This is a genomic window from uncultured Sphaerotilus sp., assembly GCF_963924895.1.
GTDB lineage: Bacteria > Pseudomonadota > Gammaproteobacteria > Burkholderiales > Burkholderiaceae_C > Sphaerotilus.
Map to the genome: position 1 here is coordinate 117,194 of NZ_CAWURG010000026.1, position 23,090 is coordinate 140,283.

Here is a 23,090-nt window from a genome sequence, read left to right on the forward strand (position 1 = left end):
GCTTTCAGTCCTTGCGCTCGACATGGCCGAGGATGCGGTCGGCTTCCGTACGCCAGTCGGCGCTGCGGGCGAATGTGGGGGAGCCACGCGGGCCGAAGAGTCCCTGGTCGGCGAGATCGGCCACCCAGGCCTGGCGCTCGACGGTGCCGATGGCCGACCAGGGCGCGAGACCGGCGTCGCGCACGGTTTCCGCGACTTCGCGCACCTCCTCGCTGCGGCGCCGGCCGTGCGCGATGACTCGCTGGAAGAAGTAGGCGGCCTGCTGCTCCCAGTCGATGCCGGGGAAGGTTTCCTGCAGGCTGGCGATCAGCGCGTCCTCGACGCCATAGTGGCGGGCCGTGGTGAAGCTCTCGATGACCATGGCTTCCAGGCCCTTGACCACCACGCTGCGGCACATCTTGGTCGCCGAAGCGACTCCGAGCCGCTCGCTCGCCACCGTGGAGGCGAAGCCCAGCGCATTGATCAGCGGCGACAGCTCGGCCGCGAACGCGCCGCCCAGCAGCAGCGGCACCTTGATCCGGTACGGCGGGATGCTGGTCATCACCGCGCCCTCGACGTAGCGGCCGCCTTCCACGTCGATCAGCCCGGCGGCGCGCTGCTTGGCACCGGGCGAGGCCGAGTTGAAGTCCAGGAAGTAGGCATCCCGCTGGATGTGGGGTCCGCAGGCGAACGCCACCGCCACCGTCTGGCTGGCCGTCACCGCGGAGACGATGAAGTCCTTGCGGGCGGCCAGCAGTGCATGGCTGCCGGCCAACGTGACGCCGTGCGCCGCAGCGTGGTGGCGCAACGGCGCGCCGGCGTCCGTCGCCAGTTTCAGGTCGTAGGCGCTGACTGCCACGCCCTGTGCACGCAGGTCTTCGGCCAGGATGCGGCCGACTTCGCCGTAGCCGACGAGGCCGACATGCCAGCGCATGGGATCGGTCAGATGGGTCAGATTAGTCATCGTGCGCGCTCCGCTGCCGAGGTTTCAGTCGATGTACTTCAGGCCGGCCTTCGCCAGCGGCTCGCGCATCTTGTACATGTCCAGCCCCAGGATGCCCGAGGCCAGCTTGTCGCGCTTCTCGCCTTCGAAGCTCTCGCGCTTGGCCGCCAGATCAGCGACCTCGACCACGCGGGCGGCTGGCACGCAGCACACGCCGTCGTCGTCGGCCACGATCGCGTCGCCGGGGTGCACCAGCATCCCGGCGCAGACGATGGGAATGTTGACCGAACCCAGCGTGGCCTTGATCGTGCCCTTGGCGCTGATCGCCTTGGACCACACCGGGAAGCCCATCTCCTTGAGCGTCTTCACGTCGCGCACACCGGCGTCGATGACCAGCGCCCGGGCGCCGCGCGCCTGGAACGAGGTGGCCAGCAGGTCGCCGAAGTAGCCGTCGGTGCAATCGGCGGTGACCGCCGCGATGACGATGTCGCCCGGCAGGATCTGCTCGGCCGCGACATGCATCATCCAGTTGTCACCCGGCTGCAGCAGCACGGTGACGGCCGTGCCGGAGACCTGCGTGCCGACCTGGATCGGGCGCATGTACGGTTTGAGCAGGCCGACGCGGCCCATCGCCTCGTGGACGGTCGCGGAGCCCAGGGCGGCGAGGCGGTCGGTCGCCTCGCGGTTGGCGCGGGTGATGTGGCGGTAGACAACGCCGAGTTCGTACATGGCTGGCTTCCTGAAGCGGGACACAAGGGGGTCAAGACGGTTGATCCGGATTCTGACCAGCGCAAGTCATGCCGACTAGGCAGATGGACAACTAGCAGCTATCTCGTTTTGGCATCGACTGGGCTTTGTTGCACCACCCCGTCGAGGCTGAGTTTCCCCTGGGACCGGAGCGCGGTGTCCGGGCGCCCCAAGGCCAGCTCGAAGCGCCCCGCCGCCTCCGCCTGATCCTCCAGCGCCTGCAGCCGGCCCCGGTGGCGCTGGGCCACGCCTTGCACGAACTGCAAGCCAAGTCCGACACCCCCTGCGTCATTGGTCGGCAGGCCGTCGTCGCCGTGGTTCAGGCGCTGGCGCTGCTCCGGCGAGAGTCCAGGCCCCTGGTCCCACACGGTGAGGCAAAGCGCGTCTCGCCCGGCGTCGAACCGCACGAGGACCGTGACCTGCCCACCAGCCGGGCTGTGCTTGATCGCGTTGGAGACCAGGTTGCCGACCGCCCGCTGCACCAGTGCCCGGTCCATGGGCCAGGGTGCCAAAGGGACGATTGGCTGGGTCTGGGCCGGGTCATGGCGCCACGCCAGGGTCACCTCGGCCGCGACCGCCTGGGGACGGAAGTCCGCCGCCACCTCGTCCAGCAAGGCCGCCACGGCCACGAACGACACCTGCAGCGGGCGCGACTCCACGTGCGCCACCCGGACGAAGTCATCGGCCAGTTGCAGGGTGCGCGCGCCCAGGCGCTGGATTTCGACCAGGAAGGTCTCCAGCGGCATCTGGACGCGGCCGCGCTGGTACTGGCCGGCCAGCAGCACGATGGTGTCGGCGGGCGAGCGCAGGTCGTGCGAGACGAAGGCCAGGGCCCGGTCGCGTCGGCGCTGCGCCTGCCGGATCGCGCTCACGTCGGAAAACGTCACCACCCAGCGCGGCTGCTCCAGCAGCAACACCGGCGCAAAGTGCAGCAGGAAATCCCCCAGACGCTCGGCCCGCGCCTCCACGGCCCAATCGACCGGCGGGGCGCTGCCGGGCTGGAAGATCGCCTCCAGGTCCACGTCCACGCCTTTGGCCCCTTTGACCGGCACGAACTCCACCAGCAGACCCGGCAGCTCCATGCCCTGCATGTCCTCGGCCTTGTCCAGCTCGAAGAGCTGCGCCGCCAGCGCATTGGCCAGCAGCACGCGGCCGCGCTGGTCGGTGACTGCCATCGCGGTGGGCATGCCTGCCAGCGCGTCGGACAGGAAGTTGCGCGCGCTGCGCAGGGTGTCGGTGGCGGTCTGCAAGGTGTCGAGCCGCAAGGCCAGCACGTCGCGCCGCCGCGCCGCTGGCCGGGCCGCCATGCCCAAGTCCGAGCCGCTTTCCGGCACCAGCCGCCCGATCTCGGCATCCAGCGCATCCACCGCCTGCTCCAGGCGCCGCCAGCTCCACAGGGGATAGGCCAGGGCCGCCGCCAAGGCCCAGGACACCGGGCTCCACCACAGGCCGAACCCCAGCGCGATCAGGCTGGCCCCGATCACCAGCGGCCAGGCGCCCAGCGCCAGCGCCAGCGCCCAGCGCGCCCCCAGCCGCTGGATGCCGGCCATCAGGACCAGCACCAGCACCGCAGAGAGCGCCGCACTGGCCAGTGGCGACACGGCCAGCACCGTGTCCCCGCTGCGCAGGGTGTAGAGCGCGTGGCCCAGGACCTCGACGCCGGGCATGGCATGGCGCTGGCGGTTCACCGGGGTGGCCACGGTATCGCCCAGCCCGGTGGCGGTCATGCCGACCAGCACATAGCGCCCCGCCAGCCGCTCCGGCGGAACGGTGCCGCGCAGCACATCGACATAGGACACCCGGTCCAGCTGCCCCGGCGGGCCGGCATAGCGCACCAGAAAACGGCCGCTGCGGTGCCACGGCCCAGCGGCGAGGTCCAGCTCTTCGTCTGCGGTGACCGGCAGGTTCGGCGCGGGGGATTCGCCAGCGGCGCGCAGCAGCGCCACGGCCATGTGGGGCACCGGCGACTGCAGCGATCCCGCCGAGAGGAAGGCATGGCGCATCACCCCATCGGCATCCACCGACGCCTCGGCCGTGCCCAGGCTCACCCCGGGCGGCAGGCCCGTGACGGGGGTCAACAGCTGCGGCGGCTGCGACGGTCCGGCGAGCATCCAGTCCACCGAGAGCACCACGGGGGCCGCCCGGGCGAGCTGCTGCGCCAGCAAGACGTCCTGCGCAGGATCGGGGTCGGGCTCGCTGAAGGTCACATCCAGACCGATCGCCTTGGGATGGGCCTCGGCCAGCCGGGACAGCAAGGTGGCATGCACCGCGCGCGGCCAGGGCCAGCGACCGATGGCGGCCACGCTGGCGTCGTCAATGGCAACGATCGTGATGCCTTCGGGCACCGGGCGGCGCCAGGCGGACAGGCCGACGTCGTAGACCAGCCGGTCCGCCCGCCAGGTCCAGCCGCTCAGTGGCAGGACAAAGGCCAGCGCCGCCAGCACCAGGGCCACACCCGCCGTGCCCCCCAGCAGGCGCGCGCGGCCCGCCCCGGTCTTCATGGCCCGATCAGGACCGATTGACCCGCGTTGCTCATGGCGCAGCGCCCCTGGCCGTCGCGCAGGCAGTTGGGGATGCTGAACTGCTGGGGCGCGGTGTAGGGGCCGAGGTAGCCATCCGGATCGCGGGCCCGCAGCCGCACGAAGTAGCGGCCGGTGCCCGGCAGCATCACTTCCAGCGCGGGCGCCTCGGTCCGGCGCGCCAGCTCCACAGCGGCAAAGCTGGCGTCACGCGCAAACTCGACCTCGAAGGTCTGGCCGGGCAGACCTTCCCAGCTCAACCGAATGCCGCCGGTGCCGACGACGGGTGGTGCCAGCGGCGCGGGCAGCGCTCGCAGTTCCAGCCGTTGCACGGCGCCAAACGGCCCTTGGTCGGTGGCGCTGCGCTCGCTGGCCAGACGCCAGTGGTACACCCCTGGCGGCAGATCGGTGATCCGGATTGACGTCGGCACCAGACCACGCCGGTCGTGCAACAGCTCGCGGAAGTCCTCGGTGCGGGCCAGTTGCCAGCGGTAGCCGCCGGCCTCCTGCGAGGCGGTCCAGGCGAATTCCAGCGGCACTGCAGACAGGATGGCGCCCGGCGCGGGGTTGGTGGGCAGCGGTGGCTCGGGACGGGCCTTCAGCGTGAAGGTGTGCTGGGCGTCCAGGCCCTGCAGTCCCTGCGCATCTTCCGCCCGCACGCGCACGACATAGCGGCCGTCCGGCAGATCCGCGAAACGCAGCGAAGTGCCGGCGGTGCCAACCGCGGTGCGCACCGTCTGCAGCACCGGCTCGAAACGGGCGTCGGCCGCGATCTGCCCCAGATAGGCCACGGCACCCGGCTGCGGTGCCAGCGGCATGCGCACCAGCAACCGCTCCTGGAGCGCAGGCAGCGCCGAAAGATCCGGCGCCGCCAGCAAGCGGACCGGCGGCTGCACGTCACCCGTGCGGTCCACCACGACGCCAAAACCGGCGTTCACCCGCTGACCGGGTCCGCCGCGGAGTCCGTCGGCCGCCACCTGTCCTTCGAGCACCTCGCTGCGCGTCACCTCGGCGCGGCCGTCCACGGCCACCCGGAACTCCGTGCCCCGCACCCCGAGCAGCCCCTGCGGCGTGCTGACCCGAAAGCCCGGCAGCCCGGTGTTGGCGGCCTTCTGCGCCTTCACCTCCACCTGGCCCTCCTGCACCTGCACCCCGGACAGCACTCCGCCCACGCGGGGCAAGCGCCGGGAAACGTCCACCTGCAAGGCGGTCGAGGGCCGCAGTTTCAGCACGGTGCCGTCCACCAGCCGGATGGTCGCCTGACCGTCGCCCGTGCGCAGGCTGCCACCTTGCGGCACCGTCTGCCCCTCGGCGATCGACCGGCCATCTGCACCGCGCACATCGCCCGACACCGCCACCACCGTGGCCGGCACCGGCTCCGTGACCATCAGCCGCAGCGGGATCCGCAGCACCGTGCCCACCGGCAAGCGGCGGGGATCGGCGATCTGGTTGAACGACTGCAACTGTGGCCACTGACGGGGATCGGCCAGAAAGCGGCGGCCCAGGGCGATCAGGGTGTCACGGCCGGTGACGGTCAAGGTGTAGAGAACGCTGGGTTCTGCCCCGGGGACAGGGGCAGACACAGGCACCGGCGGAGGTGCTGTCGGCGCAGTGGCCACCGCATGGGCGCCTGCAGAGAACGCGAACGCGCCTGCAACGAACAGCGTGGTGCGCCAAGTCAGCGAACCCCTGAAGCTCTGCACGCAAAACCAGGAACGAGGCGGCATGGAGACGTGTAGGGCCAGGAAAGGAATGAAACACCAGGTCCTGAGTTTAGCCTTGGGCACCACCCGGCCCGCGCGGACAGCGGGCAGTTCACGGAAATCCGTCAAAAACAACGGGACAGATGGCGGCCATCGGTACCGGGCCGCCCCGCCCCTTCGGTCACCGGCCCTTGGCCTTGAGCGCGGTGTCCAGGCGCGAAAAGACGCGCCGCGCGTTGCCTTCGTAGATCTGGAAACGCTCGTCGTCGCTCAGGTTCGCCGTGGCGGCGATGTAGCGCTTGGTGTCGTCGTAGTAGTGGCCGGTTTCCGGGTCGATGCCGCGCACGGCGCCGATCATCTCGGAAGCGAACAGGATGTTCTTCACCGGGATCACCTTGGTCAGCAGGTCGATGCCCGGCTGGTGGTAGACGCAGGTGTCGAAGTAGATGTTGTTCAGCAGGTGCTCGCTCAGCAGCGGTTTTTTAAGCTCCTGCGCGAGGCCACGGAAGCGGCCCCAGTGGTAAGGAACCGCGCCGCCGCCGTGCGGGATCAGGAACTTCAGCGTCGGGAAGTCCTTGAACAAGTCGCTCGTCAGGCACTGCATGAACGCGGTCGTGTCCGCGTTCAGGTAGTGCGCGCCGGTGGTGTGGAAGCAGGCGTTGCAGCTCGTCGAGACGTGGACCATCGCGGGGAGGTCGTACTCGACCATCTTCTCGTAGAGGGGGTACCACGACCGATCCGACAGCGGCGGCGAGGTCCAGTGGCCGCCGGACGGATCCGGGTTCAGGTTGATGCCGACGTTGCCGAACTGCTCGACGCACTTGACCAGCTCGGGGATGCAGGTCGCCGGATCGACGCCGGGCGACTGCGGCAGCATCGCGGCCGGGATGAAGTGGTCCGGGAAGAGTTCGGCCACGCGGAAGCACAGCTCGTTGCAGATCGCCGCCCAGGTGCTCGACGTCTGGAAGTCGCCGATGTGGTGCGCCATGAAGCTGGCACGCGGGCTGAAGATCGTCAGGTCCGAGCCACGCTGTTTCATCAGCTTGAGCTGGTTGGTCTCGATCGACTCGCGCAGCTCGTCGTCGCTGATTTTCAGGTCCGAGGGCTTCGGCGCGCTGGACGGGTCTTTCAGCGCCGCGATCTGCAGGTCGCGCCAGAGGCCGAGGGCGGCCGGGGCGGTGGTGTAGTGGCCGTGGACGTCGATGATCATGGGGGAGTCTCCTGGTGAATTCTGATGAATCTGGTGAGGGGCCGTGTTCAGGCCGGGTCCATGCCCTGGCGGCGCTTGGCGTCGGCCGCGTCGGCGGAGGCCATGAAGGCGAGCATCTCGCGCACGGCCGCGGCCTGCGCCGGCGCGGCGGAGGTGCAGACGCCGGCGGAAAAAGTGGTGGTGATCTGGATCTCGGCCGGCAGCGGGCCGAGCACATCGATGCCGCCGAGGTTGACCAGCTCGCTGAACTGCTGGAAGCCAAGTTCGACCGCCCCGCTCGCCACCAGCGATCCGACCGGCACCCCAGGCGGCGGCGTGACCAGCTTGTCGGCCACGGTGTCGGCAATGCCCCAGCGCGCGAACAGCTTCGCCAACGCGACACCGCTCGGCCCGGTCGAATAGCTGACGCTGCGCGCGGTCTGCACAGCGGCGCACACGGCGGCTTCCGAGCCGATGTCCAGCCGCGGCGCCCCGGCGCGTACGGCCACCGCCACGCCGGAGTGCACCAGATCGACCTTGCTGTCGGCCAGCACGCGGCCGGCCGCGATCAGCTTGTCGATGGCGTCCGCGGCGAGGAACACCACGTCGAAGGCTTCGCCCGCCAGCACGCGCCGGGCAGCGTCCACGCCACCCACCGACTCGATCGCGACCGCCGCGCCGCCGCGCTCGGTGAAGGCAACGGCCAGATCGGCCAGCACCTGGCGGGTAGCCATCGAGGAGATGCCGCGGAGGCCGGCAAGCGTGGGTGCGGACGGGGTGGGCGTGGCAGCGGTCATGTCGGGGGGTGCAGGGAAGCCAAGCAGTGGATGCCGGATTCTGGCCATCTCGCGCCATGCCGAACAGCGGACTGACGCACTAGCTGCTATACCAGCCCGGCATATCCGCCAGCCACGCTGGTGAACCAGCCGACCGCAGTGCTACGCTGGTCGCAGCGAACCGCCCCACCGACCCCAGACGCCAGCAGTGCCCATGCAGACACCCTCACCCCTGTCACCAGCCAGCGACCGACGCGCGCTGCTCGGCCTGTCCGCGGCCGCCGCCGGACTGACCGGCTTCGGTCTGGTGCTCTGGATCGCCGCGAACTGGGACGCGCTCGGGCGCAGCGGCCAGTTCGCGCTGCTGCAGGCGGGTGTCGTCGGCGCCTGTGCGCTGGCGTGGCGGCTGCGGGCAGCGCGTCCGGCGGCGGGTCTGCTCGCCTTGCTGGGCATCGGCGGCCTGTTCGCGTATTTCGGGCAGACCTACCAGACGGGTGCGGACGCGTGGCAGCTCTTCGCGCTGTGGGCGGGGCTGGCGGTGCCGCTGGCGCTCGGGGTGCGCAGCGACGTGGTGTGGGCGCCCTGGGGGCTGGTCGCGCTGACCGGGGTGGTGCTCTGGGTGCAGGCACACACCGGCCACCAGTGGCGCAGCGACCCGGCGGATCTGCCCGTCTACCTGATTGGCTGGACCCTGGCGGCCGCCGTCTGTGCGTTGACCAGCCCGCCCTTCCACGCCAGGCTCGGCACCGGTCCGTGGGCCTTCCGCGGCAGCGTGACGCTGACGGTGGTGATGGTCAGCGCGGCGGCACTCTGGGGCCTGTTCGACCGCACTGTGTCGGTGCATTACCTGGTTGGCCTGGGCTTGCTGGCCGGCGCCGCGGCGCTGCTGTACTGGCCCGGCAGCTTCGATGTGTTTGCGCTCAGTGCCGTGGCCCTCGGGCTGGACACGCTGCTGGTGGCCGGGCTGGCGCGGCTGCTGTTCGATTGGGAACGGGGCGGAGGTGACCCGATCGGGCGCCTGCTGCTGCTTGGTGTGTGCGCCGCCGGGCTGCTGGCGTTCAGCGTCTCGCGGATCCTCAAGCTGGCCCGGCGTCCGGCGCCCGCGGGAGCTTCGGCATGACCACCACCGTCACCTCCACACCTTCAGAACGCCCCTGGCCCGTCGTCCTGCTGACCGCGCTGGGCGCCTGGCTGGCCACCATCCCGCTGGCGGGCGTCGTCGCCCTGCTGCTGGGCGACCTGCTGATGTCGGGCATCGGTCCGTATGTCGTGGCGCCGCTGTTGCTGGTGGGCGCGGGCGTGGTGCTGCGCGCGCAGGGGGTGGGCACCTTTGTCGAACAGATGGCCGTACCGATGCTGCTGCTGGGTGGCGTGTTGCTGGGCTTCGGGCTGTACCGGGACCTGCCCACGCTCGGCGCCTCGCTGGTGCTGGCCGTGGTGGCGCTGGGGGTGGCGCTGGTGATCCGTGGCCCGTGGCTGCAGGCGCTACTGGGCGCGTGCACGGTCGGGCTGCTGATGGTCGGGCTGGGAACCCGCGGGCCGCGGAGCCTGTGGCTGTCGACCCACGCCGCCGTGCTGCTCTGGACCTTGCTGGCGGCCGGCACCCCGCGCCAGCGCACCACGGACTCACCGCCCACCCCGTCGGCCACGACGCTCGACGCCATCGGCACCGGCTGGCTGCTGGCGACCCTCGCGGCGCTGGCCGGCAGTTCGGGGATGGGCTTTCTGGTCGGCGCCATGCTCGACCCGACCCCCGGCCGGGTGGGCAGCGAGCTGATCCTGTTCGGTCGGCACGCCTGGACATCCTGGCCGGCGTGGGGATCGGCGGCACTGGCGGCCGCGGCCGGGGTGTTGCTCTGGCGCCGCCTGCCCGCGCTGCAGCGCCCGTGGTGGACCGGCGTGCTGGCCGTGGCGCTGGTGCTCGCCGGTTTCCTGCCGTGGCTGGGTGCGGCGTGGTGGCTGGCAGCGTGCTGCATCACCGCGCACCAGCCCCGCCGTGCAGCCGCCGCGGCGCTGGCGGCGGTGTGGATCATCAGCGCGTTCTACTACACGCTGGACTGGCCGCTGGCGACCAAGGCCGCCGTGCTCGCCGGCACGGGCGCGGCCCTCGGGCTGCTCGCGTGGTGGGGCCTGCACGCCGGGCGCACTGCGGCCACCAGCGTCGCTGCACCCGCCAGCCCAGTGCCTGACCGGGCGCGGCTGGGCATCGCGCTGAGCGCCGTGGCCGTGCTGGTGGTTGCCAACGTCGGCATCTGGCAGAAGGAAGACCTCATCGCCCACGGCCGGACGGTCTACATCGAACTGGCCCCGGTCGATCCGCGCTCGCTGATGCAGGGCGACTTCATGGCGCTCAACTACCGGCTGAGCGACACGCTGCGCAGCCAGCTCGATGGCGCCGACCGCCTGACGCAACCGGTGGCGATCGCCCGCCTCGACGCCCGCGGCGTGGCCACGCTGGAGCGGCTGGCAGACACCGCGACCGACGCGACCTTGCCCGCCGACGCGCTGCGCATCGCCCTGACGCCCAAGAGTGGGCGCTGGGTGGTCGTGTCGGATGCCTGGTTCTTCCGCGAAGGCGACGGCGCGCGCTGGCAGACGGCGCGCTATGGGGAATTCCGGGTGCAGCCAGACGGACGCGCGCTGCTGGTCGGTCTGGCAGACGCCGAGTTGCGACCGATCCGGCCCCAGCCGCTCACCCCGGCAGCGACTGCGCTGCCGCTGCCTGCGGCAAGCCCCGCGCCAGTTCCTCCAGCAAGCGGCGGGTGAGGCGGATCAGCGGCGTGCTGCGCTGGCGCGACGACGCCGCCAGACACAGCACGCTCGACAGGCTCGGCGCCGTGATCGGCCGCACCGACAGTTCATCCGCCCGCCCCGACGCCGCCACCGCACTGGCCGTGAGCACCGCCTGCCCGTAGCGGGCACACACCAGGTCGATGATGGACGCGACGCTGGACACCTCCCAGGCGATGTCCAGCGTCAGGCCGGCCAGCATCGCCTGCGTGTCCAGCAGCCGCCGGATGACATGCGCCCGCTCGGGCAGCACCAGCCGCGCCGCCGCCAACTGCGCCAGCGGCACCGGCCCACGCGCCACCGCATCGCCCGGCTCCAGGCGCTGCACCAGGCACAGGCGCTCCTCCAGCAGCGGCGCGATCTCCAGCGCCGGCCGCGCCTCGGGGTTGTAGAGCAGGCCCAGATCGACCCGGCCCGAGGTGATCCATTCGGTGATGTGCGTCGACAGACCTTCGACGATCGCCAGCCGCGCCTGCGGCATCCGGCGCTGGAAGTGGTCGATCAGCGGCATCGTGAGCTGGCGGCCGATGGTGGGCGGCAGGCCGACCGTGATGCGGCCCAGCGGCTCGTCGCGGGTGGCGGCCATCTCGTCGCGCGCCAGTTGCACCCGCTGCAGGATGCCCACGCTGTGTTCGAACAGCCGCTGCCCCGCCTCGGTCAGCACCACGCCGCGGCCGTTGCGCAGCAGCAGCGTCTCGCGCAGCTCGATCTCCAGCGCCCGCACCTGCCGGCTCAGCGCCGATTGGGCGATGTCGAGCACCAGCGCAGCCTTGCTGAAGCTGCGGTGCTCGGCGACGTGCACGAAGTAGTCGAGTTGCTTGAGGTCCATGGCGGGATGATTGCACGGTGCTACCCTCGCCTTCTCTGCCGTTTCGCTCTGCCACCACCATGACGACCCTGACCTTCGACGACAACGAAACCCTCGAAGCCGCGCGCCAGCGCAATGTGCGCGACGCCCTCTACGAAGACATCGGCCGCTGCGACTGGACCGCGATGCTGGTCCCCGGCGAGCGCCAGGTGCACGCCCGCGTGATGGCCAAGGAACACGGCGTGCTCTGCGGCCGCGACTGGTTCGACGCCTGCGTGCTGGCCTGCGACCCGGCCGCGCAGATCGAGTGGTTCCTCTCCGAGGGCGACACCTTCACCGCCACCACCGAGGTCTGCCGCATCCGCAGCAACGCCCGCGCCCTGCTCAGCGCCGAACGTTCCTCGCTGAACTTCCTGCAGATGCTCTCCGGCGTGGCCACCGTGACGCGCAGCTATGTGGACGCCATCGCCGGCCTGTCGCCCAACCCGCGCGGCTGCCTGGTGCTCGACACGCGCAAGACGCTGCCTGGTCTGCGGCAGGCGCAGAAGTACGCCGTGCGCGTCGGCGGCGGCGCCAACCAGCGGCTGGCCTTGTGGCACGGCATCCTCATCAAGGAAAACCACATCACCAGCGCGGGCAGCGTGGCCGGCGCGCTGCGGGCGGCGCAGGCGCTGCACTCGGGCGTCACGATCCAGATCGAGGTGGAAAACCTGGCTGAGCTGGAAGAAGCGCTGCAAGCCGGCGCCACCAGCGTGCTGATCGACGATTTTTCCTTCGCCGACATGCGCGCCGCCGTGGCGCTGAACGCCGGGCGCGCGCTGCTGGAGGTCTCGGGCGGCGTCGACATGACCACGATCCGCGAGATCGCCGCCACCGGCGTGGACCGCATCTCCATCGGCCGGCTGACCAAGGACGTGCACGCGATCGACCTGTCGATGCGGGTCCTCGGCTGAAGGGACGGCCCCGACTCGGCGCGCAAAGCGTGATTTTTTTGGCATTTCTTCGCCCGCTGACGCCGATTGATCCACAAGTCTGAGGATGCCCCGAATCCGGGGCGTTCCCAGAATCTCCTCACTGCCCACCACGGCGTGTTGCCGTCCCTCCCCGGACAGCCAAGGAGATTCTCATGGCCACCAGCAAGCCCAACGTTCCCGCCACCACCACGACCACGCCCGCCACCGGCTCCCCTGCGGACATCGAGGCCACCGCCACCGCGGTTGGTCGCGGTCTGGACAAGGCTGTCGCCGCGGCGTCAGGCCACATCGCCTCGCGGGCCGGCCCCAGCACCAATCTGACCAGCGAACTCAACAACATCGACTTCCGCAAGATGATCGGCGGGCCGCTGCAGGCCGCCGTCGATGCGCAGGTCGCGTCCTCGCTGGCGACGGTCAACTTCATCAACGCCGTCGGCTTCGAGACCGACGAAGAGGGCAAGAAGAAGCTGGTGATGGTGGACTTCAGCCACTCGCGCAAGGATGTGGACGCCGAGGGCAACGAGGTCAACAAGGACATTGCCATCAAGGTGCCGCTGCTGGCGATGCTGCCCATCCCGAGCCTGCGCATCGAGCACGTGATCATCGACTTCAAGGTCAAGCTGAACTCGGTCGAGTCGTCGAAGGTCTCGGACCAGCTCGGCGTGAGCGTGTCGGCGGGCGGTGGCTTCGGGCCGGTCAACTTCAAGGTGTCGGCGTCGTACCAGCGCCAGTCGTCCACCGGCGTCGAGGTCAAGAAGGAATACGCCCTGAGCGTCAACGTCAAGGCGGTGCAGGACGAGATCCCGGCCGGGCTGGAGAAGATCCTCAACATGCTGGCCGCCTGAGCGCACCATGTCCGAGATCACGCTGTCCGACTACACCGGCTACATCTTCCGCGAGCTGATCAAGGCGCGGCAGATGTCGGACGAGTACGCCCGGCAGGTCGCCCTCGCCTATGCACAGGATCCCGTGCTGCAGCACTTCACCACGCCGCGCTTCAAGATCCCGAAGATGGAGCTGACCATTCCCGTGCTGATCGCCGGGGCGCGCTACACCTCGACGCTGAAGTTCACGATGCCGGTGCGCACCTTCGTCGACTTCATCGGCGGCAAGCTCTCCAGCATCGAGTACACGCTGCGCGCTGCGGGCGGGCGGATCCTGGTCAAGCCGGACCTCATCAAGCTGGAGTTTCTGAACCGAAAATCCCTCCACACATCCACCAGCGCACCCGCCGGCACGTCCTCCCGCGATACCCCGCAGAACAGCGGCGAGGCCATCAAGCTGCTCTACGAGGCCCTGCTCACCAGCAACGACCTGGGCCACCCCGAGGGCATGGTGAGCTTCGGCTGGGGCACGATCCTCCAGTTGTGGCTGAGCGAGCGCAAGCTGGTCGAGCAGTACCAGAAGTACAGCCCGAACAACGAACTCTCGAAGCAGGCGTACACCGAGATCCTGGCCGGCATCAAGGGCGCGGTCGTGGTGGACAAGGTGGGCATCGACAACCTGCTGGTCGATCCGGAAACCAACCTCATCAAGAACGGCAGCGACGCCACCTCGGTGTTCACGATCAAGGCCGAGCTGGTCGAGGAAGGTTTCTTCGTGCGCTCGGTCCGGGACGACACCACCGGCGAGGTGACGCAGGTGGTCGAGTTCGAATGACGCCGGTCCGGTGAAACGCCATGCGGCCCATCCTCCACCAGCAACTCGCCCAGACCGATGCCCTGCTGGTCGATCTCGGCCGGCAGCTCGCGCGCTACAACGCGGGCGACAGTGACATCGACGCGGCGGTATCGACCCTGCTCGCCGCAGCCGCCGCGTTGTACGAACGCCAGGGCCGGCACGACCTGCAGACCCGCTTCCTCGCCATGGGCGCCGAGCTGGTGACCGCGCGCCGCGGCACCGACCCGCGCACGCTGGAGCCGATGCGCCCGCGCCGCGATGGCGTGCGCCGCACCGTGTTCCGCGTGCTGACCGCCGCCGAGGCGCAGATCGGCGGCGACTACCGCCAGACGCTGTCGAAGCTGGACGCCCTGCGCGAGCAGCTCGGCGCGCTGCTGGCCACCGGGCTGGAGCGCGGGCTGCTGCAGCCGCTGCTCGGTAGCGGCCCGCCCGACCAGCCGACGCTGCAGGCGATCTGGGCCGCGCTCACCCGCGACACCGGCACGGGCGGCGCTGCGCTGCGCATCAACCTGCAATTCGCGGTCTACGACGTGCTGCTGCTGATCGACGATCTGCTGGCGCCGCTGCTGCGGCCGGCCACGCCCTCCTGACGAGCCTCAGGCCGCCAGCGTCTGCCGCACGGCGCGCTCCCACTGCGCCATCAGCGATTCGGCCCGATCGCGCGGCATCGTTGGCAGGAAGCGCCGCTCCACCCGCCACTGCGCCGACAGCTCCTCGCGGCTGCGCCAGACACCCGTGGCCAGCCCGGCGAGGTAGGCCGCCCCCAGCGCCGTCGTCTCCGTCACCTGCGGACGCACGACCGGGATGCCGAGCAGGTCGGCCTGGAACTGCATCAGCAGGTTGTTGACACAGGCCCCGCCGTCCACGCGCAGCTCGGTGACCGCCGCGCCGCCGTTGGTCACCGCGTCGCGGCTCATCGCCTGCAGCAGCGCGGTGCTCTGGAAGGCGATGCTCTCCAGCGCGGCGCGGGCGATGTGTGCGACCGTCGTGCCGCGGGACAGGCCGACGATGGCGCCGCGCGCGTCGGGCTGCCAGTACGGCGCGCCCAGACCGGTGAAGGCCGGCACGAACATCACGCCGCCCGCGTCCGGCACGCTCTCGGCCAGCCCCTGCACCTCGCCGCTGCCGCGGATCGCGTTCAGCCCGTCGCGCAGCCACTGCACCACCGCACCGCCGATGAAGACGCTGCCTTCGAGCGCGAACTCCGGCGTCGGGCCGGTCTGCGCCGCACTGGTCGTGAGCAGGCCGTTGTGCGAGGTCGGGTGCTGCGTGCCGGTGTGCATCAGCAGGAAGCAGCCGGTGCCGTAGGTGTTCTTGGCCAGCCCCGCCGTGAAACACGCCTGCCCGAACAGCGCGCTCTGCTGGTCACCCGCGATGCCGGCGACCGGGATCGGCGCGCCGAACAGGTCCGGATCGGTCTCGCCGAAGACGTGGCTGGACGGCAGCACCTGCGGCAGCACGCTCTCCGGGATGTGCAGCAGGCCGAGCAGGTGGCGGTCCCACTGGTTGTGGCGGATGTCGAACAGCATCGTGCGCGCCGCGTTGCTCACGTCGGTCGCGTGCACCCGCCCGCCGGTGAGCTGCCACAGCAGCCAGGTGTCGACCGTGCCGAAGGCCAGCTCGCCCTGCGCCGCGGCCAGATGCGCGCCGGGCACGTGGTCGAGCAGCCAGCGCAGCTTGGTGCCGGAGAAGTAGGGGTCGATCACCAGCCCGGTGCTGGCGCGGATCTCGTCGGCGTGGCCCTCTTCGCGCAGGCGGGCGCAGAGTGGCTCGGTGCGGCGGTCCTGCCAGACGATGGCGTTGTGCAGCGGGCGGCCGGTGCGGCGGTTCCACAGCAGCGTGGTCTCGCGCTGGTTGGTGATGCCGATGGCGGCGATGTCGGTGGCCTTCAGACCGGCCAACGCCAGCGCCTCGCGGGCGGTGGCGAGCTGGGAGGTCCAGAGTTCGTCCGGGTCGTGCTCCACCCAGCCCGGCTGCGGGAAGATCTGGCGGAACTCGCGCTGGGCCTGGGCGACGATGCGGCCGGTCTCGTCGAAGACGATGCTGCGGGAGCTGGAGGTGCCCTGGTCGAGGGCAAGCAGATAGGGCATGGGCAAGTCCTTCAGGCGATCTCGCACTGGACGCCGGCCTCGGCCAGCAGGGCGGGAAACGGCTCGGGCGGCGCGCTGTCGGTGTAGAGCCGGTCGAGGTCGGCGAAACGGGCCACTTCGACCATCGCCGGGCGGTTGAACTTGACGTGGTCGGCCGCGAGCCAGACTTCGCGCGACTGGGCAATGATGGCCCGCGCCACCGTCACCTCGCGGTAGTCGAAGTCGCGCAGCGTGCCATCGGCCTCGATGCCGGAAATGCCGATCAGGCCGATGTCGACCTTGAACTGGCGGATGAAATCGACCGCCGCCTCGCCGATCACGCCATGGTCGCGTGGGCGCACGACACCGCCGGCCACGATCACCTCGCAGTCCGGGTTGTCGCAGAGGATGCTGGCGACGTTCAGGTTGTTGGTGATGACACGCAGGCCGCGGTGCTGGAGCAACTCGCGCGCCACGGCCTCGGTGGTCGTGCCGATGTTGAGCAGCAGCGAGCAGCCCTCCGGCACGGCGCGGGCCACGGCGCGGGCGATGCGCTGCTTGCCTTCGGCGTTGAGCGCCTCGCGCTGGCGGTAGGCCAGGTTCTCGGTGGTGGAGCCGGGCAGGCGCACGCCGCCGTGGAAGCGCGCCACCAGCCCGGCCTCGGCGAGCAGCTTCACATCGCGACGCACCGTCTGCAGCGTCACCCCGAAGCGCTCGGCCAGCGCCTCGACGGTGATCGAGCCGCCCAGGCGAACGGCTTCGAGAAGATCGGACTGTCGGGGATTCGGCGTCATGGGAGCGCAGCCTACACAGGCTCAAAACGAACACAAACCGGGTAACTACTCATACGCAGACGGGGTGTCTGCGGTTAAAACGAAAAAAGGCGATCAAAAACGAACCGCCAAAACACACAAACGAACTGCATCCCCTCCCCATCCATGACGGCCAGCGACATCAGCCAGAACTGCGACGTGCTCATCGTGGGCGGCGGCATCAACGGCGCCGGGATTGCCCGCGATCTGGCCGGGCGCGGCTGGCGCGTGGTCCTGGCCGAGCAGGACGACCTGGCCTCGCACACCTCGTCCTCGTCCACCAAGCTCATCCACGGCGGGCTGCGTTATCTGGAGTACCACGAGTTTTCGCTGGTGCGCAAAGCCTTGCAGGAGCGCGAGGTGCTGCTGAAAAGCGCCCCGCACATCATGTGGCCGCTGCGCTTCGTGATGCCGCACGACCCGTCGATGCGCCCCGCCTGGCTGATCCGGCTCGGACTGTTCCTCTACGACCACCTGGCGCGGCGCGAAGTGCTGCCCGGCTCGCGTGGCGTCGATCTGCGCACGCACCCGACCGGCGCACCGCTGAAGACGGGCTACACCCGCGGCTTCGTCTACTCGGACGGCTGGGTGGACGATGCGCGGCTGGTGGTGCTGAACGCACTCGACGCGCAGGCCCAGGGCGCCCACATCCTCACCCGCACCCGCTGCACCGCCGCCGTGCGCAGCGCCGAGGGCTGGCGCGCGACGCTGCAATCCGGCGACGGCCACACGCACACCGTGCAGGCCCGCGCCCTGGTCAACGCCGCCGGGCCATGGGCGGAAACGTTCCTGCGCCAGCAGGCCCAGTCCGCCCGCGGCGAGGCGCTCGCCACCCGCAGCCTGCGCCTGGTCAAGGGCAGCCACATCATCGTGCCCCGCTGCTTCGAGCACGACCACGCCTACATCTTCCAGAACCCCGACAAGCGCATCATCTTCGCCATCCCCTACGAAGGCGAGTTCACGCTGATCGGCACCACCGACCAGGAAATCCACGGCGACCCGCACAGCGCCCGCATCGACGCCGACGAGATCGCCTACCTGTGCGAACAGGCCAGCCGCTACTTCACCCGCCCGGTCAAGCCCGCCGACGTGGTGTGGAGCTACTCGGGCGTGCGTCCGCTGCTGGACGATGCCTCGGGCGATCCGTCCGCCGTGACGCGCGACTACCTGCTGGAGACGAACACCGACGCCGCGCCGCTGCTGAGCGTGTGGGGCGGCAAGATCACCACCTTCCGCAAGCTGGCCGCGGACGCGGCGCACAAGGTCGGCCAGATGCTCGGCGATCCGCGTGCGCCCTGGACCGCCGGCCGCACGCTGCCCGGCGGCGACTTCTCGGCCTGGATCGGCCCGGCGCAGCGGCCGGACACCGATTTCGAGCGCTTCCTGGCGCAAGTCCAGCAGCGCCATCCGTGGTTGCCCGCAACGCTCGCCCGCCGTCTGGCACGCGCCTACGGCAGCCGGATCGACGAACTGCTGCAGGGCGTGGACGCGCTCGCCGGCCTCGGCGCCGAGATCGCGCCCGGCCTGCACGAGGCGGAACTGCGCTTCCTGCAAGCCACCGAATGGGCCACCTGTGCCGACGACGTGCTCTGGCGGCGCAGCAAGCTCGGGCTGCACTACACCGCGGCGCAGCGCGAACAGGTGCGCCGCTGGATGGGCCGCTAGACTGCAGTCCATGCCGTTCGACCACCCCCAGTTCATCCGACTCGCCCGCCCCGGCGGCCTCGAAGTCACCTTCATGGACTGGGGCGCCACCTGGCTGTCCTGTCGTGTGCCGGTGCCTGGCGAAGCGCCCCGCGAGGTGCTGATCGGCCACCCGGCGCCCGAGGACCACGGCACCCGTGGCGGCTACCTCGGCGCCACCGTGGGCCGCTATGCCAACCGCATCGCCCACGCACAACTGCAGCGCGACGGCGTCACCCACGCGCTCGCGCCACACCCGGCCGGCTCGCGCCACCAGCTCCACGGCGGCCCGGACGGCTTCAGCCACCGCCGCTGGCAGGTCACGCAGCAGAGCGACACCGCGGTCACCTTCTCGCTCGACAGTCCCGCGGGCGACCAGGGCTTCCCCGGCGCGCTGCACCTGGACGTCACCTACACGCTGACCGACGCGATGGCGATGTCCATGGAGATCCGCGCCACGGTGGACGCGCCCTGCCCGGTCGCGCCGACGCAGCACGCCTACTTCAACCTCGACGCACAGCCGGGTAGCGTGCTCGGCCACACGCTGCAGCTCGCTGCGGGGCAGTACCTGCCCGTCGATGCCGAGCTGCTGCCTGTCGACGGGCCGCATCCGGTCGAAGGGACGGCATTCGATTTCCGGACCGGGCGAGCGATCGGCGGAGACTACGACCACGGCTGGCTGCTTGATGCGGGGGCACCTGCCGCCGCGGTGCTGACCTCGTCGGACGGCCGGCTCGCGATGACGCTGACCACCTCAATGCCGGCGCTGCAGGTCTACACCGGTGGGCACCTGGGCGGCGAACCGGGACGCGATGGTGCGCCGAAGGTGCGCAATGCCGGCGTGGCGATGGAGCCGGGGTGGTTGGCGGATAGTCCGAACCATCCAGAGTGGCCGCAGCGGACGTGTTGGCTAGAACTCGGCCAGACAGGTACGGATCGGATCGAATGGTCTTGGTGCAGCCGTTGAATCTGGAAAATCCAAATTCGAATCGATTTGTCAATAGGATAGCGCGAAAATCGATCACTTTACAAAAATCCAAGCAGTACCGAATTTTCCAAATTCAAACTCGACTGCACCCTTGCGATAGGCCTGATTTCACAGAACAGCAAGGCCTTTATGGTCTTTTTCTTCAGATTAAACTGAGCGCGCTGTAACAGACTCGATTTCGGCAGCCAATACCGAGTCGTTCCACGGATTATTTGCGTCAAAGCGACACCGTGACCGTCATCAGGGATTGCGCCACTACCCCACGAATGGGTGGTCAGGAATAGTCTTACGTAGCGGCTGGAGCACCTCTCTGATCGGCCAAATCAGCAGGCGTGCATCCCATTGGATTTAAGTCAGTCCTTGCAGAAGCCGACGAGTGGGGGAAGGCTCCGATTCATGGGTCGATCGAGGTGAAAAAAATGCAAGAAGATTCTGGTTTGAGCGTGGAAGTGGTCTGTCTGGGCAAGGAGCGTGTATTGCTGAGCTTGCGCAGCGGTTCAGATCATTCGGCGTCTGTCGACATGGACGCGTTGGACGCTTTGCGGCTTGCTCAAGTTCTGACATGCGAGCGGCATGGTTGCTGCCCCGACACCTGGCTGGTCGAGCGCATGGCCGGCACCGAGACCCTCTGGCTGACTTTGAGCAGCGCGTCTCGGGGCTTTGTCCGCATTTCGCGTATCGAGATATCCGAGCGGATGGCCGAACAACTCGCTGGGCAGTTGACCTGCACCGCGGAGAAATGCACGCTTTTACAAACGGCAGCGCAACCCATGCGCAGAGTGGTTGTGAAATGGGTGCGCACCATGGCCCGCTTGGCTGCGCAGCACACCCGCCCGCTGAACCATCAGCGCAAGCAGGGCCTGCGCAGCCTGCACCGGTCGATGCTGTTCCTCTACAGAAGCCTCGGCGCTTTCGATCGGACCGAACCGAACCGCTAGGGTGATGCCTGAACGGGCAAAGTCCCCCCATGCCCTACTCCCTCACCGACAAGCTCGTCATCGGCATCAGCTCCCGCGCCCTGTTCGACCTGGAGCACGAGAACCGGCTCTATGACGAACAGGGCGTGGCGGCGTTCTGCAGCTACCAGCGCGCCCACGAGAACGAGCCGCTGCGCCCCGGCACCGCCTTCCCGCTGGTGCAGGCGCTGCTCGGGCTGAACCCGCTGCTGCCGGAGCGGCGCATCGAGGTGGTGGTCGTCTCGCGCAACTCGCCGGACACGGGCCTGCGCGCCTTCAACGCGATCGAGGCGCACGGGCTGGACATCACGCGCGCGGCGTTCACGGGCGGGGCGCGCTCGCTGGTGGAGTACCTGAAGGCCTTCGAGGTGGACCTGTTCCTGTCGCGCAACCGCGGCGATGTGCAGGAGGCGATCGACCACGGCGTGGCGGCGGCCCTGCTCTACGACCCGCCCGCCACGTTCCGGGCACCCGAGGGCCAGATCCGCATCGCCTTCGATGGCGACGCGGTGCTGTTCTCGCCCGAGTCGGAGCACATCTACAAGACGCAGGGCCTGGACGCCTTCGCCGCGCACGAGCAGGCCAACCGCCGCCGCGCGATGGCGGAGGGGCCGTTCGCCAAGCTGCTGCTGCGGCTGTCGGCGCTGCAGCAGGAGTTCCGCAGCCGCGGCGCGCCCTGCCCGGTGCGCATCGCCATCGTCACCGCGCGCAGCAGCCCGGCGCACGCCCGCGTCATCCACACGCTGCGCGACTGGCAGGTCGATGTGGACGAGGCCTTCTTCATGGGGGGTGCGTCGAAGGACCAGGTGCTCGCGGCCTTCGGTGCGCAGATGTTCTTCGACGACCAGGACGCGCATGTGCAGCCGGCGTCGGTGCGGGTACCGTCCGGGATCGTGCCCTATGCGGGCGGATCGACGGACGCACAATCGCGCCCATGCAACGACACTTCCTCTCCCTTGCCCTGACGCTGGCGGCCAGCGCCGCATCGGCCACCGACGTCACCGTCGCCACCTGGAACCTGGGCTGGCACCTGGATGCGCCGCTCGCCACGCGCTGGATCGCCGCCTGCGGGCAGCGTTTCTCGAAAGCCGGGGCCGGCGAGCTGTGGCGCCCGGACCCGAACGGCCCGAAAACCGGCTGGCAGCTGCGCTGGGGCCGCAATGCCAAGATCGAGTGGGACATCGGCCAGCTGCCGCCCTGCGATGTCTGGCAGAGCCGCCACAAGCCGGTGGCCGTCACCGAGGCCGCGCTGGCCAAGCGCCGCCAGCAGATCGCCGAGGTGCTGGCCACCAAGGTGAACGCCGACGTGATCGCCTTCCAGGAGGTCAGCAGCGTGCAGGCGGTGCGCGAGGTGCTGCCCGACGGCGGGCGCGATTACGAGGTCTGCGGCTTCACGTCGCACAAGGTGCAGCGGCTGGCCTTCGCGTGGCGGCGCAAGGTGGCATCTGCCGTGGGGACCTGCGAGGTGTACGCGCCGCTCGCGCTGCCGGACCGGCCTGTCAAGGAGCAACCGCGGCCAGGCCTGTCACTGGCCTTGCGCATCGGCGGCAAGGTGACGCGGTTCATGACGGTGCACCTGAAGTCCGCCTGTGTGTCGCCGCTCGAAGGCGGAGGCAACGGCAATGGACGCGGGCAGTTGGCGGGCGAGGACCCGGCTTGCACGGTGCTGCAGTCGCAGCTCCAGCCGCTGGAGAACTGGTTGCAGGAGCGCAGCCAAGGTGTCGACGCTGTGGTACTGCTCGGCGACTTCAACCGCAACATCGCCCACGAGGCGAGCCTGCCTGCCGGCACGCTGGTGCGCAGCCGCGGTCAGGCGACGGAGGTTCATGTGCCGGGGGTGCGCTCGACCAGCCTGTGGCGCGAGGTGAATGACGGCGTGCCGGCTGCCTCGCTGCTCACGGCGCTGGACACTGCCTGCCCGCTCAACGCGGAAACAACGGCCCTGTGCAAGGACGCCAAGGCCCGTGTGCTGGACCCGGCCGAGATGGAACGCCTGACCGATGCGAAGGCGCTGGGCTGCCGCAATCCCGTCGGGCTGGACCACATCACGGTGCGGCTGCCAGCGGGCGGCGGCGTGGTGCCGGGGGCCGAGAAGGTGGCCCTGGGCTTCCTCGGCCGCACGCTGGAGGCGAACGACAAGCGGCCGGAGCCGCTGCTCGCCGTGTCGGACCACTGTCCGCTCAGGGCGCGCCTGCCGCTGTGAGTCAGCGCGGCGGCGTTTCCGACTTGACCGTGAACCAGGCGTCGTCCGCCGTGCTCTGCCAGGCGTCCATTTGCTTGACAGCCTCTTCGCGGGCGATGCCATAACGTTCCTGGATCTTGCCGGCGAGCTGCTCGCGGTGGCCGGCCACGACGTCGAGGTCGTCGTCGGTCAGCTTGCCCCATTGGGTCTTGGCCTTGCCGGCGACTTGCTTCCAGTTGCCTTGAATGCGGTCCCAGTTCATGTGAACTCCTTCAGTGGTTGAGGGTGAAGC

At 69.7% G+C, this 23,090-nt stretch carries 21 protein-coding genes; 11 read left to right on the forward strand and 10 right to left on the reverse strand.

Annotation, left to right across the window (positions count from 1 at the left end):
* Positions 1-4 precede the first annotated feature (4 nt).
* From AABN02_RS11265 to AABN02_RS11290, 6 genes are all read right to left on the reverse strand, one after another.
* Positions 5-943 carry a DUF1932 domain-containing protein gene (locus AABN02_RS11265; protein WP_338415029.1) on the reverse strand — a complete coding sequence of 313 codons (939 nt, stop codon included), beginning with the start codon at positions 941-943 and terminating at the stop codon, positions 5-7.
* Between the two features lie 24 nt (positions 944-967).
* Positions 968-1,651 carry a 4-carboxy-4-hydroxy-2-oxoadipate aldolase/oxaloacetate decarboxylase gene (gene ligK / locus AABN02_RS11270; RefSeq protein ID WP_338415030.1) on the reverse strand — a complete coding sequence of 228 codons (684 nt, stop codon included), beginning with the start codon at positions 1,649-1,651 and terminating at the stop codon, positions 968-970.
* 98 nt (positions 1,652-1,749) lie between these two features.
* On the reverse strand, positions 1,750-4,170 hold the full coding sequence (locus AABN02_RS11275) for a CHASE2 domain-containing protein (protein ID WP_338415031.1): 2,421 nt from the start codon (positions 4,168-4,170) through the stop codon (positions 1,750-1,752).
* Entirely contained in the window at positions 4,167-5,726 is a 1,560-nt protein-coding gene (locus AABN02_RS11280; protein ID WP_338415032.1) for a FecR domain-containing protein, read from the reverse strand. The genes AABN02_RS11275 and AABN02_RS11280 overlap by 4 nt, the downstream gene beginning before the upstream one ends.
* Positions 5,727-6,072: 346 nt before the next feature.
* Positions 6,073-7,101 (reverse strand): amidohydrolase family protein, encoded by a 1,029-nt coding sequence (locus AABN02_RS11285; protein ID WP_338415033.1) that lies wholly within the window; start codon positions 7,099-7,101, stop codon positions 6,073-6,075.
* Between the two features lie 47 nt (positions 7,102-7,148).
* Positions 7,149-7,814: a substrate-binding domain-containing protein gene (locus AABN02_RS11290; protein WP_338415072.1), complete on the reverse strand. Its 666-nt coding sequence runs from the start codon at positions 7,812-7,814 to the stop codon at positions 7,149-7,151.
* 256 nt (positions 7,815-8,070) lie between these two features.
* Here AABN02_RS11290 and AABN02_RS11295 point away from each other — a divergent pair, with 256 nt between their 5' ends.
* Together AABN02_RS11295 and AABN02_RS11300 are read left to right on the forward strand one after the other, a co-directional pair.
* On the forward strand, positions 8,071-8,976 hold the full coding sequence (locus AABN02_RS11295) for a DUF2157 domain-containing protein (protein WP_338415034.1): 906 nt from the start codon (positions 8,071-8,073) through the stop codon (positions 8,974-8,976).
* Positions 8,973-10,622 (forward strand): GDYXXLXY domain-containing protein, encoded by a 1,650-nt coding sequence (locus tag AABN02_RS11300; RefSeq protein ID WP_338415035.1) that lies wholly within the window; start codon positions 8,973-8,975, stop codon positions 10,620-10,622. The genes AABN02_RS11295 and AABN02_RS11300 overlap by 4 nt, the downstream gene beginning before the upstream one ends.
* On the opposite strand, the gene AABN02_RS11305 is transcribed toward AABN02_RS11300, so the two are convergent.
* Positions 10,549-11,475, reverse strand: a complete 927-nt coding sequence (locus AABN02_RS11305) for a LysR family transcriptional regulator (RefSeq protein WP_338415036.1) — start codon at positions 11,473-11,475, stop codon at positions 10,549-10,551. The two genes, AABN02_RS11300 and AABN02_RS11305, sit on opposite strands and share 74 nt — an antisense overlap.
* A gap of 59 nt (positions 11,476-11,534) precedes the next feature.
* On the opposite strand from AABN02_RS11305, the gene nadC reads away from it, so the two are divergent.
* The 4 genes from nadC (at position 11,535) to AABN02_RS11325 (ending at position 14,698) form a co-directional block, all read left to right on the forward strand.
* On the forward strand, positions 11,535-12,407 hold the full coding sequence (gene nadC / locus AABN02_RS11310; RefSeq protein ID WP_338415037.1) for a carboxylating nicotinate-nucleotide diphosphorylase: 873 nt from the start codon (positions 11,535-11,537) through the stop codon (positions 12,405-12,407).
* 173 nt (positions 12,408-12,580) lie between these two features.
* A complete protein-coding gene (locus tag AABN02_RS11315; protein WP_338415038.1) occupies positions 12,581-13,273 on the forward strand; it encodes a DUF2589 domain-containing protein in 693 nt (230 codons plus the stop codon).
* 7 nt (positions 13,274-13,280) lie between these two features.
* The gene (locus AABN02_RS11320) at positions 13,281-14,087 is read left to right on the forward strand and encodes a hypothetical protein (RefSeq protein ID WP_338415039.1); all 807 of its coding nucleotides are present in this window, start codon (positions 13,281-13,283) and stop codon (positions 14,085-14,087) included.
* A gap of 20 nt (positions 14,088-14,107) precedes the next feature.
* Positions 14,108-14,698, forward strand: coding sequence for a hypothetical protein (locus AABN02_RS11325; RefSeq protein WP_338415040.1), 591 nt, complete (start codon positions 14,108-14,110; stop codon positions 14,696-14,698).
* A 6-nt stretch (positions 14,699-14,704) separates the two neighbouring features.
* On the opposite strand, the gene glpK is transcribed toward AABN02_RS11325, so the two are convergent.
* Together glpK and AABN02_RS11335 are read right to left on the reverse strand one after the other, a co-directional pair.
* A complete protein-coding gene (gene glpK / locus AABN02_RS11330) occupies positions 14,705-16,198 on the reverse strand; it encodes a glycerol kinase GlpK (protein WP_338415041.1) in 1,494 nt (497 codons plus the stop codon).
* Positions 16,199-16,209: 11 nt separating this feature from the next.
* Positions 16,210-16,971 (reverse strand): DeoR/GlpR family DNA-binding transcription regulator, encoded by a 762-nt coding sequence (locus tag AABN02_RS11335; RefSeq protein ID WP_338415042.1) that lies wholly within the window; start codon positions 16,969-16,971, stop codon positions 16,210-16,212.
* 144 nt (positions 16,972-17,115) lie between these two features.
* Here AABN02_RS11335 and glpD point away from each other — a divergent pair, with 144 nt between their 5' ends.
* From glpD to AABN02_RS11360, 5 genes are all read left to right on the forward strand, one after another.
* Complete coding sequence (gene glpD, locus AABN02_RS11340; protein WP_338415043.1) at positions 17,116-18,654, forward strand: glycerol-3-phosphate dehydrogenase; 1,539 nt, start codon at positions 17,116-17,118, stop codon at positions 18,652-18,654.
* A gap of 10 nt (positions 18,655-18,664) precedes the next feature.
* Positions 18,665-19,639: a galactose-1-epimerase gene (locus tag AABN02_RS11345; protein WP_338415044.1), complete on the forward strand. Its 975-nt coding sequence runs from the start codon at positions 18,665-18,667 to the stop codon at positions 19,637-19,639.
* 440 nt (positions 19,640-20,079) lie between these two features.
* Positions 20,080-20,598 carry a hypothetical protein gene (locus AABN02_RS11350; protein ID WP_338415045.1) on the forward strand — a complete coding sequence of 173 codons (519 nt, stop codon included), beginning with the start codon at positions 20,080-20,082 and terminating at the stop codon, positions 20,596-20,598.
* 29 nt (positions 20,599-20,627) lie between these two features.
* A complete protein-coding gene (locus AABN02_RS11355) occupies positions 20,628-21,581 on the forward strand; it encodes a 5'-nucleotidase (RefSeq protein WP_338415046.1) in 954 nt (317 codons plus the stop codon).
* The gene (locus tag AABN02_RS11360) at positions 21,551-22,819 is read left to right on the forward strand and encodes a hypothetical protein (protein WP_338415047.1); all 1,269 of its coding nucleotides are present in this window, start codon (positions 21,551-21,553) and stop codon (positions 22,817-22,819) included. Before AABN02_RS11355 ends, AABN02_RS11360 begins: the two co-directional genes overlap by 31 nt.
* Before the next feature lies 1 nt (position 22,820).
* Here AABN02_RS11360 and AABN02_RS11365 read toward each other — a convergent pair whose 3' ends face one another.
* Positions 22,821-23,060 (reverse strand): CsbD family protein, encoded by a 240-nt coding sequence (locus tag AABN02_RS11365; RefSeq protein ID WP_338415048.1) that lies wholly within the window; start codon positions 23,058-23,060, stop codon positions 22,821-22,823.
* Positions 23,061-23,090: the final 30 nt, after the last annotated feature.